The organism is Streptomyces sp. NPDC047017 (genome assembly GCF_040644175.1).
GTDB lineage: Bacteria > Actinomycetota > Actinomycetes > Streptomycetales > Streptomycetaceae > Streptomyces.
Genome location: NZ_JBEYVW010000001.1, coordinates 296132 through 312940, shown reverse-complemented (window position 1 = coordinate 312940; position 16809 = coordinate 296132). Strand labels below are relative to the sequence as shown.

Annotated in this window: 17 protein-coding genes; 14 read left to right on the top strand and 3 right to left on the bottom strand. The window is 74.9% G+C overall.

Annotated features, from left to right (window positions below):
- The first annotated feature begins 133 nt into the window (after positions 1–133).
- The 5 genes from ABZ858_RS01575 to ABZ858_RS01555 all read left to right on the top strand — a co-directional run bounded on the left by ABZ858_RS01575 (position 134) and on the right by ABZ858_RS01555 (position 4792).
- Entirely contained in the window at positions 134–391 is a 258-nt protein-coding gene (locus ABZ858_RS01575; RefSeq protein WP_361370949.1) for a hypothetical protein, read from the top strand.
- Positions 392–397: 6 nt separating this feature from the next.
- Complete coding sequence (locus tag ABZ858_RS01570; protein WP_361370946.1) at positions 398–1783, top strand: hypothetical protein; 1386 nt, start codon at positions 398–400, stop codon at positions 1781–1783.
- A gap of 174 nt (positions 1784–1957) precedes the next feature.
- The gene (htpX, locus tag ABZ858_RS01565) at positions 1958–2881 is read left to right on the top strand and encodes a zinc metalloprotease HtpX (protein WP_361370943.1); all 924 of its coding nucleotides are present in this window, start codon (positions 1958–1960) and stop codon (positions 2879–2881) included.
- Between the two features lie 2 nt (positions 2882–2883).
- Positions 2884–3474: a hypothetical protein gene (locus ABZ858_RS01560; protein WP_361370940.1), complete on the top strand. Its 591-nt coding sequence runs from the start codon at positions 2884–2886 to the stop codon at positions 3472–3474.
- 124 nt (positions 3475–3598) lie between these two features.
- On the top strand, positions 3599–4792 hold the full coding sequence (locus ABZ858_RS01555) for a winged helix DNA-binding domain-containing protein (RefSeq protein WP_361370938.1): 1194 nt from the start codon (positions 3599–3601) through the stop codon (positions 4790–4792).
- A gap of 85 nt (positions 4793–4877) precedes the next feature.
- Here ABZ858_RS01555 and ABZ858_RS01550 read toward each other — a convergent pair whose 3' ends face one another.
- Positions 4878–5192, bottom strand: coding sequence for a hypothetical protein (locus ABZ858_RS01550; protein ID WP_361370935.1), 315 nt, complete (start codon positions 5190–5192; stop codon positions 4878–4880).
- 202 nt (positions 5193–5394) lie between these two features.
- Positions 5395–6285: a polysaccharide deacetylase family protein gene (locus ABZ858_RS01545; protein ID WP_361370932.1), complete on the bottom strand. Its 891-nt coding sequence runs from the start codon at positions 6283–6285 to the stop codon at positions 5395–5397.
- Positions 6286–6390: 105 nt separating this feature from the next.
- Here ABZ858_RS01545 and ABZ858_RS01540 point away from each other — a divergent pair, with 105 nt between their 5' ends.
- From ABZ858_RS01540 to ABZ858_RS01505, 8 genes are all read left to right on the top strand, one after another.
- Entirely contained in the window at positions 6391–6753 is a 363-nt protein-coding gene (locus tag ABZ858_RS01540; RefSeq protein ID WP_361370929.1) for an arsenate reductase family protein, read from the top strand.
- Between the two features lie 234 nt (positions 6754–6987).
- Positions 6988–8016 carry a glutamine synthetase gene (gene glnII / locus ABZ858_RS01535; protein ID WP_361370926.1) on the top strand — a complete coding sequence of 343 codons (1029 nt, stop codon included), beginning with the start codon at positions 6988–6990 and terminating at the stop codon, positions 8014–8016.
- 106 nt (positions 8017–8122) lie between these two features.
- A complete protein-coding gene (locus ABZ858_RS01530; RefSeq protein ID WP_361370923.1) occupies positions 8123–9043 on the top strand; it encodes a hypothetical protein in 921 nt (306 codons plus the stop codon).
- A gap of 334 nt (positions 9044–9377) precedes the next feature.
- The gene (locus tag ABZ858_RS01525) at positions 9378–10019 is read left to right on the top strand and encodes a winged helix-turn-helix domain-containing protein (RefSeq protein ID WP_361370920.1); all 642 of its coding nucleotides are present in this window, start codon (positions 9378–9380) and stop codon (positions 10017–10019) included.
- Between the two features lie 97 nt (positions 10020–10116).
- Positions 10117–11127 carry an NAD-dependent epimerase/dehydratase family protein gene (locus ABZ858_RS01520; RefSeq protein WP_361370916.1) on the top strand — a complete coding sequence of 337 codons (1011 nt, stop codon included), beginning with the start codon at positions 10117–10119 and terminating at the stop codon, positions 11125–11127.
- An 819-nt stretch (positions 11128–11946) separates the two neighbouring features.
- Positions 11947–13197, top strand: a complete 1251-nt coding sequence (locus tag ABZ858_RS01515; protein ID WP_361370913.1) for a sensor domain-containing protein — start codon at positions 11947–11949, stop codon at positions 13195–13197.
- Positions 13182–13835, top strand: a complete 654-nt coding sequence (locus ABZ858_RS01510) for a response regulator transcription factor (RefSeq protein ID WP_361370910.1) — start codon at positions 13182–13184, stop codon at positions 13833–13835. Before ABZ858_RS01515 ends, ABZ858_RS01510 begins: the two co-directional genes overlap by 16 nt.
- A 197-nt stretch (positions 13836–14032) precedes the next feature.
- Positions 14033–15556 carry a DUF1996 domain-containing protein gene (locus tag ABZ858_RS01505; RefSeq protein WP_361370907.1) on the top strand — a complete coding sequence of 508 codons (1524 nt, stop codon included), beginning with the start codon at positions 14033–14035 and terminating at the stop codon, positions 15554–15556.
- Between the two features lie 86 nt (positions 15557–15642).
- Here ABZ858_RS01505 and ABZ858_RS01500 read toward each other — a convergent pair whose 3' ends face one another.
- Complete coding sequence (locus ABZ858_RS01500; RefSeq protein WP_361370904.1) at positions 15643–16131, bottom strand: hypothetical protein; 489 nt, start codon at positions 16129–16131, stop codon at positions 15643–15645.
- Positions 16132–16258: 127 nt separating this feature from the next.
- Between ABZ858_RS01500 and ABZ858_RS01495 the strand changes: the two genes are divergently transcribed.
- Positions 16259–16786 carry a tetratricopeptide repeat protein gene (locus tag ABZ858_RS01495; protein ID WP_361370902.1) on the top strand — a complete coding sequence of 176 codons (528 nt, stop codon included), beginning with the start codon at positions 16259–16261 and terminating at the stop codon, positions 16784–16786.
- Positions 16787–16809 lie beyond the last annotated feature (23 nt).

Below are 16809 nucleotides of genomic sequence, written 5' to 3'. Positions count from 1 at the left end.
ATCCGCCCCGGACGGGGCAACGGGGCGCGCGCCGGGGCGTCCCCCGTGCCGTGCAACCTTCCGGCCCCTCACGGGTCTCCTACAGACGGGACACGGTCCCTTGCCGGTGTCGAGGAGCGAAGAGGTGACGGGGATGACCGAACAGGACGACTTCCAGCGGGAGTTCGATCACAGCTGGGTGGCGGCCGCCGAGCACAAGGAGCCCTCCGCGCGGGCCCGGATGCTCGCCGCCCGCTGGAAGGACAACCCGCCCGGCCCGGTCCCCTTCCGCGGCGACCCCGGCCCGGCCGCCCCCCGCCGCTCCTCCTGGATATCCACGACCGTGGTCGTCGCCGGCGTGGCCGCCCTGATCCTCCTCATCGGCTACGCGCAGACGCGTTCCATGTACTGAGCCGCCATGGAAACGGAAGAGATCGCCGACCGGGACACCCCCGACCCCGCCGCCTGGCCGGCGCTGGACGCCTCCGTACGGCAGCACAGCCTGTACCGGCTGCCGCCCGGCGCGCCGGCTCTTCTGCTCCCCGGCGCCCTGTCCGCCGCTCCCGCCACGCCCGGCGAGGAGCGGCTCGCCCTGGAGCTGTGCCATCGCGACGGGCGGCGCCGGGAGCGTGCCGTGCGCCGCGCGGCGGCGTATCCGGCCCTGCTGCCGCTGGTCGTGATCCGCGCCACCGACTGGGCCGCCCCGGTGCGCGAGGCCGCCCGGGCCCTGCTGGACGAGGTGCTCGACGGCGACACGGCCGTGGCCCTGGCCCCGCTGATCCTGCTCATGGGCCGCCGCGAGCGCGGTGGCGCCGCCGTCGAACTGCTGGACCGCGCCCTGCGCCGGGCACCAGCCGGACGGCTCGGTGTCCTCCTCGGCCATCCCGAGCGGACCGTACGCCGCTTCGCCCACCGCGTCGCCCTGGCGGAGGGCCGGCTGTCTCCCGTGGAGCTGGCCGCCACCGCCGCCCGCGACGCGGATGTCGTCGTCCAGACCCTGTGCGGCGAGGCGGCCGTGGCCGCCCTGGCGGACGGAGATGCCACCCCGGCCTGCGACGACGTCCTCGCGCACCTGCTCGGCGCCCGCTCCCCGCAGGTGCGCGCGATCGGTGTCACGGCGCTGCGGCGGACCGGGCGGGCCGCACGCGCGACACGGTTCCTGGCCGACCGTTCGGCGCTGGTGCGGGCCTGCGCACGCTATGTCGTACGCCAGGACGGCGCGGACCCGCCGCCCTGGTACCGGGAGCGGTGCGCGCGCGCCGGCGACCGGGCACTGCCGCCCGGCGCGGTGACCGGGCTGGCGGAGTGCGGGGAGCGCGCCGACGCCGCCCTGCTGCTGCCGCTGCTGGCCCATCCGGCGCCCGCGGTACGGGCGCGGGCGGTGGCCGGGCTGCGCGCGCTGGACGCGACGGACACGGCCGCGCTGACGCCGTTGCTCGACGACCCGGCGCCCGCCGTCGTCCGCGAGACGACGACGGCCCTGCTGCCCTCGGCGCGCTCCCTGGACGCCGGTGCGCTGACCGCGCGCCTGGCGCCGGACCGGCCCTGGTACCTGCGCGTGGCCGCGTTCCGGCTGCTCGACGCGTGCGGCGGGCTGGTGCGGCTGCGGGCCGCGGTCGCGCTCCTGGAGGACCCGGACGAGCGGCTGCGGCAGTGGGCCGAGCAGTCCGTGCGGAGCTGGTACCCCACGGCCGACGTGCCGCGCGGGGCGGTGGAGGCCGGCGAACTGCTGGCACGGTGCCGTCATCTCCTCGGCGATCACGCGATCCGGCGGCGGCTGTGGGAGGCCGGTCTCGACGGGTGAGGCCCCACGGCCCGGGTCTGCCCTCTTCCCCCCGGTCCCGGCCCTCCACCTCCCCGGCCCTCCCGCCCCACCCGCACGTTTTGCCGCTCCCAGAGTTGATCGGGACCCCTTCATGGGGGCCGGCAGGTGCACACTGGAGGGCGGGACGAGTGCCTGACTGCGGGGTGATGCAAGATGCAGAGCCGCTTCCGGAGCGACCGGCGGCTGACCGTGCGCATGGGGGTCACGCTGTTCCTGCTCGGGTTGCTGTACGTGGCCTTCGTGGCCGCGCTGATCGTGCTGCTGAAGTCGTGGGTCCTGGTCGTGGTGGTGGCCGCCGGAGTGCTGGCCGCCCAGTACTGGTTCTCCGACCGGATCGCGCTGTTCGCGATGCACGGCCGGGTGGTGGAGCGCGAGGAGTATCCGGAGCTGCACGCGGTGATCGACCGGCTGTGCGCCATCGCGGACATGCCCCGGCCCACCGTCGCCGTGTCCAACATGGACATGCCGAACGCGTTCGCGACCGGCCGGAACCCGGACAACGCCGTGGTGTGCGTGACCACCGGGCTGCTGCGCCGGCTGGAGCCCGCGGAGCTGGAGGGCGTCCTCGCGCACGAGCTGTCGCACGTGGCGCACAAGGACGTCGCCGTGATCACGGTCGCCTCGTTCCTCGGCGTGGTCGCGGGACTGGTCGTGCGGTTCGCCTTCTACTCGGAGCTGTTCGGCGGGCGGGGCCGCAAGGACCAGAACACCCTGGCCGTGTTCGCGGTCGTGATGGGCGTGTCCGCGGCCGTGTACGCGATCAGCTTCCTGCTGATCAGGGCCCTGTCGCGGTATCGCGAGCTGGCCGCGGACCGGGCGGCGGCCCTGCTCACCGGGCGGCCCTCCGCGCTGGCCTCGGCCCTCACCAAGGTCACCGGTGACATCGGCCGCATCCCCTCGGAGGACCTGCGCACCGCCCAGGCGTTCAACGCCTTCTACTTCACCCCGGCGCTGGGCTCCGAGCCCGGTCTCTCCCGGTTCTTCTCCACCCACCCGAGCCTGGAGCAGCGGCTGGCGCAGCTGGGGCGGATCTCCGCCGAGCTGGGCGAGGCCGCGGCGCCGGGGAAGGCGGGCTGAGGATGGGGTTCCTTGACATCCTGCTCGGCCGTACCAGACCCGCCCCGCCCGATCTCGACCAGCTGTTCGGGCTGCCGTCGGCGGCGGTCACGCTGCAGGCGGCGGCCGGTCTCACCCCGACCGGGCAGGGCGCGGTGTGCTTCGCCAGCGTCGAGGGCGGGGCCTTCGAGCAGACCCACCGCGAGGTGCAGGCCCTCCTCGACGCGGACGCCGACCGCACCGGCCCGCCGGTGGAACTGTCCCAGGACTCCTACGGCTACTCCTGGCTGCTCTCCCGCCGCTCCCCCGACCAGCTGCCCGAACTCGTCAACGACCTGCACGCGGTCAACAGCGCCATGGAGGTCAACGGCTTCGGACCCCAGCTGCTGTGCTCCCTGGCCGGCTTCCACGACGGCGACGGCACGGGCCGCCGGCTCGCCCTGGTGTACCTGTACAAGCGGGGCACCTTCTACCCGTTCGCCCCGCTGCCCGGCCAGGACCGGCGCCGCGACAACGCCCTGGAACTCCAGGTGAAGGCCGCCCTCGCCGACGACCTGCGCGTCGAGCAGGACCTCGGCCGCTGGTTCCCGGTGTGGGGCGCGCCGGGTCTGTGAGCGGCCGGGCGCGACCGGCGGGGCGCCGCGTGTCCGTACGGCCGGACCGCCCCCGGCTGTCAGTGGGGTCGGCGAGGATGGCCCCGAGCAGTCTCATGGGCGTACGGGCGGAGGGCACACGCGCATGCACGAGCACACGCACCGGGAGCACCGGCACATCGACGCGGCCGAGCGGCGGGCCAGGCTGGCCCTACGGCACCGGCTGGCCCCGCGGGCGCGGGCGGCGGGCCCCGAGGAGGTCGCGGACTCCCTGGTGGCCCTGCACGGCACGGACCCGGCGACGGTCCACCTGGGGGTGGGCGCCCGCCTGGCCGACCCGGAGAAGACGGTGCCGCGGACCGAGCGGGCGCTGTACGAGGACCGCACGCTGGTGCGGATGCACGGCATGCGGCACACGGTCTTCGTCTTCCCGGCGGACCTGACCGGCGTGGTGCACGCCTCGACGGGCCTCGCCGTCGCCGCCCGCGCCCGGGCCGCCCTGCTCAAGGACATGGCGGCGGCGGGCGCCCCGGACGCGGCCTGGCTGGCCGAGGTCGAGGCGTCCGCGCTCGCGGCGCTGGCCCGGCGCGGCGAGGCCACGGCGACCGAACTCGCCCGGGACGAACCCCGGCTGCGCGAGCAGTTCGCGTACGCCCCCGGGAAGAGCTACGAGGGCGTGCACACCGTCTCCTCGCGGCTGCTGCGCCTGCTGGGGGTGGAGGGCAAGGTGGTGCGGGGCCGGCCGCTGGGCTCCTGGACGTCCTCCCAGTTCCGCTGGGCGCTCGCGCCCGCCCGTCCGGAGCTGGACGTCGCCGCCGCCCAGAGCGAGCTGCTGCGCCGCTGGCTGGCGGCGTGCGGCCCGGCGACGGAGGCGGACCTGAAGTGGTGGACGGGATGGCCGGTGACGCAGGTGCGGCGGGCGCTGACGGCGATCGGCGCGCGGGCGGTGGCCCTCGACGAGGGGGCAGGGTACGTCCTCGCCGACGACCTGGAGCCGGTGGCCGCGCCGGGGCCGTGGGCGGCGCTGCTGCCCGCCCTGGACCCGACGGCGATGGGCTGGCAGCAACGCGACTGGTACCTGGCGCCCGGGCTGCGGCCCGCGCTCTTCGACCGCAGTGGCAATGTGGGCCCGACGGTGTGGTGGGACGGCCGGGTCGTCGGCGGGTGGGCGCAGCGCCCCGACGGCGAGATCGCCTGGCGGCTGCTGGAGACGGAGGGTGCGGGCCGGGAGGCACAGGCGGCGATCGCCGCGCAGGCGGAGGAGCTGTGCGCCCGGCTGGGCCCGACCCGGGTGACCCCGCGCTTCCGCACCCCGCTGGAGAAGGAGCTGGCCGCGTAGGGCGGGGGCTCCCGGCCGTGACGTGCCCGGACCCCGCCCCGCGCGAGGCGGGGCGGGGCGGGGCGTCCGGTGGTCGGTGGCCGGGTCAGCGGGTGTAGCGCAGCAGGGCGCGCACCATGCGGCACGTGGTGTCCGACGGCGGGTGGACGCCGATGAGTTCGGCGGTGCTCCGTATCGTCTCGTCGCGGGCCTGGCCCGGCACATGGACACCGGAGTCGAGCAGGGCGATGGCGAGCCGCATCGCCTTCAGGCGGCGGTTGTGCGAGACGTACCACTCACGCGGCCGCCCGGGCGGCAACGGGCGCTTGGCCACGGGCGCGTAGGGCAGGTCGAGCGGAACGGAACGCTTCGCGGTGGACTGGGTGGGCGACGGCTTCGGCTTCAGTGCGGCAGCGGGCACAGGCATCCTCCTGGCGCGAGGGGGTGCCGCCGCGAGGCAGGACTACGGCGACACCCTCGAACACTGCTTCCATTCTACTGCCGGGCACTGACAATCGGGGGGTCGCCGGCCCTCTCGAATGCCCTGGTGAGGAGGGGATTCGCCGTCGTGTCACGCCCGTTCCGCAAGGTGCCGGCGGGGCGGCAGGAAATCGAACACGGCCTCACTGGGACGGCGGCTGGATGTAGTCCTCAAGGCGGGCCACGGCGAACCCCTGCTCCTGTATGCGCTTGAGCAGGTTGGCGAACATCGTCGTCATCGAGGTGCCCTTGAGTTCACTGGGCCCGCGGAAGTGGGCGAGGATGATGTCGCCGGGACGCAGCTTCTTGTCGCCGGTCTGGTACTGCATGTCGCTGATCTGCATGGACTCCCGCCACCAGACGATCGCCCGGGGTCCGCACTCGTCCACCGCGGTCTTCGTGCCCGCGTTGTAGGCGCCGTAGGGCGGCCGGAACAGCAGCGGCGCGGTGCCGTACTGCCGGGTGAGGATCTTCTGGTCGCCGCACACCTCCTCCTTCTGGCGGGCGAGCGGGACGGTGTTCATGGCGGGGTGGTGCAGAGTGTGGTTCTGGATGTGGTTGCCCATCTGCTGCAAGGGCTTGAAGTACGCGTAGTCGGACTTGATCGCGTCGTTCATCAGGAACATCGTGACCGGCACCTTCAGGTCCCGCATCATCGTGAGGAACCGGGGGTCCTTCTCCTGGCCGTCGTCGAGGGTGACGAAGACGACCTTCTGCGAGGTCGGTATGTGCGCGAAGACCGGCACGGTGCCGTGCGCGGAGAGCTTGACCGGCTTGTCGGCCGGCGGCTCGGGGGCGGCGGGCAGCGGCTTCAGGCCCCATTTGTGCCAGGCCGCCGCGGTGTCCGGGGTGGCCTGGCGGGTGCCGCCCGGGTCGACGGCGGGGCGGGTGGGCGCCCCGGACCCGTCCCGGTCGCCGCCGCCCCCGTCCCCTCCGCCGTCGCCGCCCGTGCCGCAGCCGCCGGCCGCGAGGGCCACCGCGACCGTCCCCGCCAGTGCCCCGTAGAACCTTGTCCGCCCGTAGTGCCGCTTCACCGCGCCGGTCTCCCCTGAACTGCTGTCGTACTGCTGTTTGATGCTGGTCCCGGGAAACGGTACGCGGACGCGCCGGACAGGTGTTCGGTGGCTACCGTGGGCCGCATGGAGATCTGGATCAACCCGGCCTGTTCGAAGTGCCGCAGCGCGGTGAGCCTGCTCGACGCCGAGGGCGCCGAGTACACCGTGCGCCGCTATCTGGAGGACGTGCCGGGCGAGGACGAGATCCGGTCCGTGCTGGACCGGCTCGGGCTGGAGCCGTGGGACATCACCCGCACCCAGGAGGCCGCCGCGAAGGAGCTGGGCCTGGCGGACTGGCCGCGGGAGGCCGGGGCGCGCGACCGCTGGATCGGCGCGCTGGCCGCCCACCCGAAGCTGATCCAGCGTCCGATCATCACGGCCGACGACGGCACGGCGGTGGTGGCGCGGACGGAGGAGGCGGTACGGGACGCGCTCGGCCGGGGCTGAGCCGTACCGGCGCCGGGCGGGCCCCGGCCTCGTGCGGCCCCGGCCTCGTGCAGGCCGGGTCGCGGTCGGGCCGGCCCGCGATCGGGCCGGGTAACACGGGTAACACGGGGTTCACACTCGGGCAACGGACGGGAAACCGCCTGTTGACATGCTCCGGGTACCAACCGCGACCGCGGTGCCCCGGCGCCGCGGCATCCGCGCGCGCACCCCGGTGAGACCCGAAGGAAGTGGCCCGTGAGCTTCAAGGCTGAGTACATCTGGATCGACGGCACCCAGCCGACGGCCAAGCTGCGGTCCAAGACGAAGATCCTCGGGGACGACGCCAAGGGCGCCGCCCTGCCGCTGTGGGGCTTCGACGGGTCCTCCACCAACCAGGCCGTGGGGCACGCCTCCGACCGTGTGCTCCGGCCGGTCTTCAGCTGCCCCGACCCGATCCGCGGCGGTGCCGACATCCTCGTGCTGTGCGAGGTGCTGGACATCGACATGACCCCGCACGAGTCCAACACGCGGGCCGCGCTCGCCGAGGCCGCCGAGCGGTTCGCGGACCAGGAGCCGGTCTTCGGCATCGAGCAGGAGTACACCTTCTTCAAGGGCGCGCGCCCGCTGGGCTTCCCCGAGGGCGGCTTCCCGGCCGCGCAGGGCGGCTACTACTGCGGTGTCGGCTCGGACGAGATCTTCGGCCGTGCCGTCGTCGAGGCCCACCTGGACAACTGCCTCACGGCGGGCCTGGGCATCTCCGGCATCAACGCCGAGGTCATGCCGGGCCAGTGGGAGTTCCAGGTCGGCCCGCTGGCCCCGCTGGAGGTCGCCGACCAGCTGTGGGTGGCCCGCTGGCTGCTCTACCGCACCGCCGAGGACTTCGGCGTCTCCGCCACCCTGGACCCCAAGCCGGTCAAGGGCGACTGGAACGGCGCCGGGGCCCACACCAACTTCTCCACCAGGGCGATGCGCGAGGGCTACGACGCGATCATCACCGCGTGCGAGTCGCTCGGCGAGGGCTCCAAGCCGCTGGACCACGTCAAGAACTACGGCGCCGGCATCGACGACCGCCTCACCGGGCTGCACGAGACCGCCCCGTGGGACCGGTACTGCTACGGCGTCTCCGACCGCGGCGCCTCGGTGCGCATCCCGTGGCAGGTCGAGAAGGACGGCAAGGGCTACATCGAGGACCGCCGCCCGAACGCCAACGTCGACCCGTACGTCGTGACGCGGCTGCTCGTCGACACCTGCTGCACCGCGCTGGAGAAGGCCGGGCAGGTCTGACCCGGCACGGCTCGCCTCGCCTCGGGGGGCGCCCACCGTCAGGTGGGCGCCCCTTTCGCGCGCCCTCGACGGGGGTGTTGTCAGTGCCGGATGCCATCGTGGACGCATGGAGATCGACACGGTGCTCGACGTCAAGGTCGAGGCGGAGACCGGGCGGACGTACCCGCGCGTCACGGCGGGGCGGCTGCGGGAGCTGGTGCGCGGGATCGGCGGGGCCGGGGACCGCTTCCTGGTCCTGCAGCGGATACCGGACCTGCCGGACGTCTTCGCGCAGGTCTGGCACGAGGACGGCGGGGAGTACCGGCTGGAACACCGGTGCGGCGAGGACGAGTTCCGGGGCACCGGCCTCGCGGACCCGGACCGGGTGGCGGACCTGCTGACCGGCTGGGCGCGGCAGGCGGCCGGCTGGGACGCGGGCGCGCACTGGCGGCCGGTGGACATCGGGCCGCGCGTGCCGGTGCCCGAGCTGCCCGACGAGGTCCGCGCGCAGGTCGAGGAGATGGTGCGGCTGCGGCTGCGCTGCGGCTACGACTCCCGGCGGGAGCTGGCCGAACTCGCCGAGGAGTACCTCGTGCGCGGGGACGAGCGGCCGGTCTCCGGGGCGCAGGCGAGTCGCCTGGTGGACCGGCTGTGGCGGGAGCGGCTGGCCGAGCAGGCCGGCTGGGCGGGCGTCACCGACCCCGACCGGGTCGCGCTCGCCTTCGGCGCGCTGGAGGAGACCGGCATCACCGCCCGGGAGCACTTCGCCTGCTGCCGCGGCTGCGGCCTGGCCGAGATAGCCGCCGAGCGGCCGGACGCGCGGGGTTTCGTCTTCTTCCACCGGCAGAACGCCGAGCGCGCCGCGCTGGGGCACGGACTGAGCCTGTACTACGGCGGGTTCGACGACTCCGCCGCGACCACGGCCGCCGTCGGCCGCGAGGTGGTCGCCGCGCTCACCGCCGCCGGTCTGTCCGCGGTGTGGGACGGCGATCCGGAGCGGGCCGTCGCGGTCACCCCGCTGACCTGGCGTAAACGCCTGGTGGGGTGAGGTGGGGCGGGCCGGGTTCCGGGCGGGGAGGCGTCCAAGCAGTGAGAGGAGGGTCCTGTCCTGGCGCGGTGTCTGCTTCAATGGAGCCATGGCCAGCTTCCAGGAGTTCACCGCGACGGGTCGCCATGACCTCGAGCCCTTCTGGCCTTCCCGTCAGCACCATGACTTCGACCGGGTGTGTTGCCGCGCGACGAACGCGCGGGCCCTCTAAAGCCGTACACCCCGGCCTTCGGCCAGCGCGAAACGACGCACGTCCCTCGGCGCGCCCGACCACGAACTCGCGGCCGTCGTCGTCCCTGCCGGCGAACCTCTCGCGCGAAAGAGCTGACCTCTCATGGCGACCACTCGTTCCCTGACCACCGCTCCCCTCCCCGCCCCCTCCGTCCCGTCCGCCCCTTCCGCCGGTGCCGCGCGGCACCGGCTGCGGGCCGTGGACCGGGACGAGGTGGTCCAGGTGGCGGACCTGCTGCCGCCGGGCGCCACCTGGCTGCCGGCTCCGCAGCACACCCTGCCGACCCTGCCGGGCCGGCCGCCGATGATCGGCTATCTGGTGCTCGTCCCCGCCGACCAGCAGCCGCCGTTCGCGCCGGTCGCCGTCCCGGACCAGCCGGTGGCCGCGCCGCAGGAGACCGGCGCGGGGGCCGGTGCCGCAATCGGCGCCGCAGCCGGTGCCGTGGCCGGTGACCCGCTCGTCCGGATCGACCCCGTACGCCGCACCGCCGCGGTGGGCGGACGCGAACTCGACCTCACCTACCTGGAGTTCGAGCTGCTCGCGCATCTGGTCGCGCATCCGCACCGGGTGCACACCCGCGACCAGCTGGTCACCACGGTCTGGGGCTACGGGCACGTGGGCGACGGCCGCACCGTCGACGTCCACATCGCCCGGCTGCGCCGCAAGCTCGGCGCGGACCACCGCAAGACGATCCAGACCGTGCGCAGGGTGGGCTACAAGTACACCCCGCCGACGGGCCGCTGACCGGCGGCGGCCACGAGCGGCCCTCCCACCGCCCATGTCCTCTGCCGAGGGCAGAAACCAGTTCCGTACCGCACCCGCGGCGGGCACAGTCGTCGGTATGAGACTTCTGGTGCTGGGTGGTTCGGATTTCGCTGGACGGGCCGTCGTGGAGGCGGCGGTCGCACGGGGGTGGGAGGTGACGGTCCTGAACCGGGGGCGGCGCCCGGTGCCCGTCCCGGGGGTGCGGGCGCTGCGCGGCGACCGCACCGCGCCCGACGGGCTCGCCGCCCTCGCGGCGCACGACGGCGAGTGGGACGCGGTCGTCGACACCTGGTCGGCGGCGCCCCGCCCGGTCCAGGACGCGGCGCGGCTGCTGCGGGGCCGTGCCGGACGGTACGTGTACGTGTCGACCTGCTCGGTGTACACCTGGGCGCCGCCCGCCGGGTACACCGAGGGGGCGCCGCTGGTGGAGGGCGCGGCGCCGGACGCGGACGCGACCGACTACGCCCGGGACAAGCGGGGCGGCGAGCTGGCCGCGATCGGTGAGTTCGGTGAGGACCGTGCGCTGCTGGTGCGCTCCGGGCTGATCCTCGGGCCGTACGAGAACATCGGCCGGCTGCCGTGGTGGCTGGGCCGGATCGCCCGCGGCGGTCCCGTCCTCGCGCCCGGGCCGCGGGACCTGCCGTTGCAGTACGTCGACGTGCGCGACCTCGCCGAGTGGATCCTCGGCGGGGTGGAGCAGGAGCTGAGCGGGCCGTACAACCTGATGAGCCCGCGGGGGCACGCCACCATGGGCACGCTGCTGGACGCGTGCGTCGAGACCACCGGCACCGGGGCCGACCTGCGCTGGACCGACCCGGAGACCGTGCTCGGCGCGGGTATCGAGCCGTGGACCCAGTTGCCCGTGTGGGTGCCCCCGGGCAGCGACATGCACGACGCCCTGCACGCGGCGGACGTCTCCCGGGCCGTCGCGACCGGCCTGCGCTGCCGTCCCGTCACCGAGACGGTCGCCGACACCTGGCGCTGGCTGACGGCCGTGGGCGGTGTCGTACCGCAGCGCCCGGACCTCCCCACGGTGGGCCTGGACCCGGCGGTGGAGGCGAAGGTGCTGGGGGTCGACCGGATCTAGGACTCGGGCCTCTCCGGGCGGGGGGTGGTGCCGGCACCACCCCCCGCCCGGGGGCCCGGCCCCGTGACGTGCCGGTGCGGGGCGGGACAGACTGACCGCATGGACACGAAGAGCGCGGGCGACGGCACCGTCCCGGCGGCGGGGAACGCGGCGGCGCGCACGACGGGGGCGGCGGGGGCCACGGGGGCGGCAGGCGCGGCGGGGTCGGTAGGAGCGGCGGGGTCGGTAGGAGCGGCGGGGGCAGCAGGGGCAACGGAGTCGGCGGGCGCGGCGGGGGCAGCGGGACCGGCAGGCGCGGCGGGGAGCGCAGGCGCTGCGAGAGCCGCAGGAGCAACGGAGCCGGCGGGGAGCGCAGGGACGGCCGGGACGGCAGGCGCGGCAGGAGCAACGGGCGCAGCCGGAGCGGCGGGGAGCACAGGCCCGGCGAGAGCCGCAGGAGCAACAGAGTCGGCGGGGAGCGCAGGGACGGCCGGGACGGCAGGCGCGGCAGGAGCGGCGGGCGCAGCCGGAGCGGCGGGGAGCACAGGCCCGGCGAGAGCCGCAGGAGCAACAGAGCCGGCGGGGAGCGCAGGGACGGCCGGGACGGCAGGCGCGGCAGGCGCGGCGGGAACGGCAGGAGCAACGGGAACGGCCGGAGCGGCGGGGAGCACAGGCGCGGCGGGAGCCGCAGGCGCAACGGAGCCGGCGGGGAGCGCAGGGACGGCAGGGACGGCAGGGACGGCGGGAGCCGCAGGGGCGGCGGGGCCGACCGGAGCGGCGGGGAGCGCAAGGGCAGAGGGAACGGCAGGGGCAGCGGGCGCGGCAAAGGCGGCGGGGAGCATGGCCGATCGGGCGCGAGCGGTGGGGACCGCCGGGCTGCGGGCGCTGGGGCTGGCCGCCGTCTCGCTCGCCGGATCGCTCACCCTGTTCGTGGCGTCCGTCCTGTCGATCGTGTTCGTCCCGCTCGGCGTCGGCATCGTCACGACCCCGCTGGTGCTCGCCGCGGTGCGGGCGTTCGCCGACTGGCGGCGGATCGTGGCCGCCGAGTGGGGCGGCGTGCGCATCCCGCCCACGTACCGGCCGCTGCCGCCGGACGCCGGTTCCTGGCGGCGCACCCTGATCCTGCTCGGTGACCGGGCGGTCTGGCGGGACCTGGGCTGGCTGCCGGTGGACATGACGGCCGGGTTCGTGACCACGCTGCTCCCGGCCGCGCTGCTCCTCTACCCGCTGGAGGGTTTCGCGCTGGCGGCCGGCGTGTGGCGGGTGGTCACCGACGGCACGCACATCGGCTACTGGTACGCCTTCGTGCCGATCTCCGGCCAGGGCACCGCGCTGGCCGCCGCCGCGCTGGGCGCGGTGCTCCTGGTGGCGGCCTGGTTCCTGATCCCGCTGCTGCTGCACGCCCACTTCCGGCTCACCCGGGCGGTGCTCGGCCCGGACCGGGGCGAACTGGCGGAGCGGGTGCGGGTGCTGACCGAGACGCGCCGCGACGCGGTGGACACCTCCGCCGCCGAGCTGCGGCGCATCGAACGCGACCTGCACGACGGGGCGCAGGCCCGGCTGGTCGCGATGGGCATGGACCTGGGCACCGTGGAGGCGCTCATGGACCGCGACCCGCGGCGGGCCAGGCAACTGCTCGCCCAGGCCCGGCAGAACTCCGCCGACGCCCTGGTCGAACTGCGCGATCTGGTGCGCGGCATCCATCCTCCGGTGCTCGCCGAACGCGGACTGGGCGACGCCGTACGGGCGTTGGCGCTGCGGCTGCCGGTCGACAGCGAGGTCACCGTGGATCTCGGCGGCCGGCCCGACGCGCCGGTGGAGTCGGCGGCGTACTTCGCGATCAGCGAGGTGCTCACCAACGCCGTCAAGCACGCCGAGGCCGAGCGCGTCTGGATCGACCTGCACCACGCCGACGGCATGCTGCGCGCCGCGGTCACCGACAACGGCAGGGGCGGCGCGGTGATCGGGGCCGGTTCGGGGCTGGCCGGGGTGGAACGCCGACTGGGTACATTCGACGGCGTCCTGGCCGTCAGCAGCCCCGCGGGCGGCCCCACCATGGTCACCATGGAGATCCCGTGCGCGTTGTCCTAGCCGAAGACCTGTTCCTGCTGCGGGACGGACTGGTCCGGCTGCTCGAAGCCCACGGCTTCGAGATAGCCGCGGCCGTCGGGTCCGGCCCCGAGCTGGCCCGGGCGCTGGCCGAGCTGGAACCGGACGTCGCCGTGGTCGACGTACGCCTGCCGCCGACCCAGACCGACGAGGGCCTGCAGTGCGCGCTGCGGGCGCGGCGGGACCGGCCGGGGCTGCCGGTGCTGGTCCTCTCCCAGCACGTGGAGCAGCTGTACGCGCGCGAGCTGCTGGCCGACGGCAGCGGGGCGGTGGGGTACCTGCTCAAGGACCGGGTGTTCGACGCGGCGCAGTTCGTGGACGCGGTGCGGCGGGTCGCGGCGGGCGGTACGGCGATGGACCCGCAGGTCATCCAGCAGTTGCTGGCCCGGCGGGCGGGTCCCGGGCGGTCGCTGTCCCGGCTGACGCCCCGCGAGCTGGAGGTGCTGGAGCTGATGGCGCAGGGCCGGTCGAACACGGCGATCGCCGCCCAGCTCGTCGTCACCGAGCGGGCGATCGCCAAGCACACCTCGAACATCTTCGCCAAGCTCGGTCTGGAGGTCTCCGACGACGACAACCGGCGGGTGCTGGCGGTCCTCGCCCACCTCGACCGCGACCGCTGACGACCGCGACGACCGCTGACTACATCTGACGACCACTGATGACTACTGATCACTACTGAGGTACGGCAACTCGGCTGTGCCGTACGGCGGTTCGTGTGCCGTGTGAACACCTCCGGGGCGGCGTCCGTATGCAAGGGCGCCGCTTCACTCCTGTCGGGCGCCCCGATGCCGCCCCGCACGGAAGTCAGAGGAGTTCCATGGGACGCAACACACGAAAACGCCGTACGTCTCCGGCCGCCAGGGCCGTCGCCGCGGCGGCGGCGCTGGCGCTCGGCGGGGGCGGCCTGGTCTGGGCGAACTTCTACGCCTCCGCGCACGAGTCGGACGACGGCGTCCGGGGCGCCCGGACGGAGGCGGCGAGGGCGCAGGTGGCGACGATCTCCTGCCCGGACATCGGGCAGCGGCTCAGCAGCGTGCCGCGGCAGGCCCGTACCGAGGTCGACGGCGAACTGGCCACCCTGGACCGGCAGATCACCGACGCCTACCAGCGGCTGGCGACCACCCGGGACGCCCAGGCCAGGGACGCGGACTTCGTCCAGAACAGCATCCTGGGGCCGCTGGGGGACCGGCGGAAGGTGATCGTCGACCGGATCGTGCTGGAGGTCGGCCGGGCCGGCGGCACCACCCCGGCCGGCCTGGACACCCTCACCACCTGCACCGGCACCCCCGCCGCCCCCGCCACCCCGGACAGCACGGACTCCGGCGGACAGGGCGACGGGCCCCAGGGGAACCAGGGGGCCCAGGGCACCGGGACCCAGGGCACCACGGGCGACGACGGCCGGCAGACAGGCGCCGGGCAGTCCGGCAACGGCCCCTCCGCCGCCGACTTCGTCGACATCACCCGGGTCCGGTCCGACGTCCCGGCCAAGCCCCGCCGGACGCGCGACGCCTCCACCGGCACCTTCACCACCCGCTGCGGGGTGAACGCGAACAAGAACCACAACACCGACAACGTGATCGTGGCGCCCGGCGTGACCAACGGCGCGCACCACCTGCACGACTACGTCGGCAACCAGAAGGTGAACGCGTTCTCCTCGAACGGCACGTTCCTGCGGGGCGGCACGAGCTGCCGCGACGCGGAGGACCTGTCGGCGTACTACTGGCCGGTGCTGCGGGTGCAGGACGGCACCCGGGACTTCGACCAGAACGCCGACGGCGGCGGCAAGGAGGGCAACGCCGGACGGGTCCTGGTCGCCAGGCAGGCGCAGATCACCTACGTCGGCAGCCCGGTCGGCAAGGTGGTGGCGATGCCGCAGTTCCTGCGGATCATCACCGGTGACGCCAAGGCCTTCACCAACGGCACGGCGAACGCCAACGCGCACTGGAGCTGCACCGGCTTCGAGAGCAAGGTGCAGCTGACCGACAAGTACCCGATCTGCCCGCGCGGCAGCGACGTGGTGCGCACGTTCGCCTTCCAGAGCTGCTGGGACGGGCAGAACACCGACAGCGCCAATCACCGCACGCACGTGGCCTTCGCCGGTGCCGGCGGCCGCTGCCCCGGCGGTTTCGAGGCGATCCCGCAGCTGACCATGCGGCTGGTGTACAGCGTGCCGCGGCCGACGGTGCGGGGCGGCCGGGTGATGAACGCCTACGCGGTCGACGGCTTCCCCGAGCAGTTGCACAAGCCGGTCACCGACCACGACGACTTCATCTCCGTGACGAAGGGCGGCCTGGCGGGCCGGATCGCCGGGTGCCTCAACCAGGGACGGTCGTGCCAGTGACCCGCGTGACCCGATGACGCGGGCCGGCGGCGGACATCCCGTCCGCCGCCGGCCCGCGCCCTCCGGTCCCCCGCGCCCCGCCGTGCTCAGCCGCCGTGCCCGGCGTGCGCCCGGTGGTCGGTCCCGGCCTCCACGTCGCCGCCGAGGGTGGCGCGCAGCGCGGTGACCACGCCGTCGTCCCCGACGGCGACCCATTTGCGGCCCACGAGGTAGTACCCGCCGTAGTCCTCGGCCTGGTCGATCCACTCGCGCTGGCCGCGGTCGGTGGCGAAGGTGGCGAGGACGAACCGTCCGGTCCGGCCGGCGCAGATCGCCTGGCGGATCGTGTCGGCGTCGGTCTGGATGTCGGGCCTGCACCGCACCGCGGCGGCCAGGCTCTCCAGGCTGCCGGTCGCCACCGGCGGCGCCTCCCGCTCCGTACCACCGCCACCCTCCGCCCCACTGCCCGCACCACCGGCCACCCCACTGCCCGCACCACCGGCCGCCCCACTGCCCGCGCCACCGCCCGAGCAGCCGGCCAGCGCCAGCGCCGCCGCGGCCGCCGCCGCCGCGAGTCCCGGTCGGGTCACCCTCATCTGGTCCTCCGGTCGCTGGAGCATGCCGTGGCCGCCCCGGCAGGGGGCCGCGCCCTTCGATACGGCCGCGCGGCCCGCGCTGCTCAATTCCCTGGCAGCTCCCGGACGTACGTGCGAAAGTGGGCCGGTGGATCAGCACTGGGAAGACCGCGTGGCCGCCGCCTGGGCCCGTTTCGAGGAGTTCGCCGGCTCGGCGCCCGCGGAGGACGACTTCGCCGCGCGCGGGGCCGGGTTCCGGGCGGAGATCGACGCGCTCGTCGCCGAGCTGCCCGACGACAGCCCCCTCGGACCGTTCGAACAGGGCTGCGCCTGGGACTCCACCGGCCACTCGGACCGGGCCGTCCCGCGCTACCGGGAGGCCCTGGCCCGCGGGCTGAGCGGCTACCGGGGCCGCCGCGCCAGGATCCAGCTGGCCAGCTCGCTGCGGAACACCGGGCACGCGCGGGAGGGCGTCGAGCTGCTCACGCCCGAACTCGACGGCCCCTCCGACGAACTGGACGACGCGGTACGCGCCTGCCTGGCCCTGTGCCTGTCGAGCCTGGGCCGCGACCGCGAGGGCCTGTCCCTCGTCCTGGGCGCCCTCGCCCCCCACCTGCCGCGCTACCGGCGTTCCATGGCCGACTACGCCCGCGCGCTGACCGGTTCGGCCGACTGACCGCACCGGTCCGACCGCGCCGG

Bases quoted from the DNA above. Each gene is read 5' to 3' on its own strand.
- ABZ858_RS01575 (WP_361370949.1), top strand. From the start codon at position 134: ATGACCGAACAGGACGACTTCCAGCGGGAGTTCGATCACAGCTGGGTG.
- ABZ858_RS01570 (WP_361370946.1), top strand. From the start codon at position 398: ATGGAAACGGAAGAGATCGCCGACCGGGACACCCCCGACCCCGCCGCC.
- htpX (WP_361370943.1), top strand. From the start codon at position 1,958: ATGCAGAGCCGCTTCCGGAGCGACCGGCGGCTGACCGTGCGCATGGGG.
- ABZ858_RS01560 (WP_361370940.1), top strand. From the start codon at position 2,884: ATGGGGTTCCTTGACATCCTGCTCGGCCGTACCAGACCCGCCCCGCCC.
- ABZ858_RS01555 (WP_361370938.1), top strand. From the start codon at position 3,599: ATGCACGAGCACACGCACCGGGAGCACCGGCACATCGACGCGGCCGAG.
- ABZ858_RS01540 (WP_361370929.1), top strand. From the start codon at position 6,391: ATGGAGATCTGGATCAACCCGGCCTGTTCGAAGTGCCGCAGCGCGGTG.
- ABZ858_RS01530 (WP_361370923.1), top strand. From the start codon at position 8,123: ATGGAGATCGACACGGTGCTCGACGTCAAGGTCGAGGCGGAGACCGGG.
- ABZ858_RS01525 (WP_361370920.1), top strand. From the start codon at position 9,378: ATGGCGACCACTCGTTCCCTGACCACCGCTCCCCTCCCCGCCCCCTCC.
- ABZ858_RS01520 (WP_361370916.1), top strand. From the start codon at position 10,117: ATGAGACTTCTGGTGCTGGGTGGTTCGGATTTCGCTGGACGGGCCGTC.
- ABZ858_RS01515 (WP_361370913.1), top strand. From the start codon at position 11,947: ATGGCCGATCGGGCGCGAGCGGTGGGGACCGCCGGGCTGCGGGCGCTG.
- ABZ858_RS01505 (WP_361370907.1), top strand. From the start codon at position 14,033: ATGGGACGCAACACACGAAAACGCCGTACGTCTCCGGCCGCCAGGGCC.
- ABZ858_RS01500 (WP_361370904.1), bottom strand. From the start codon at position 16,131: ATGAGGGTGACCCGACCGGGACTCGCGGCGGCGGCGGCCGCGGCGGCG.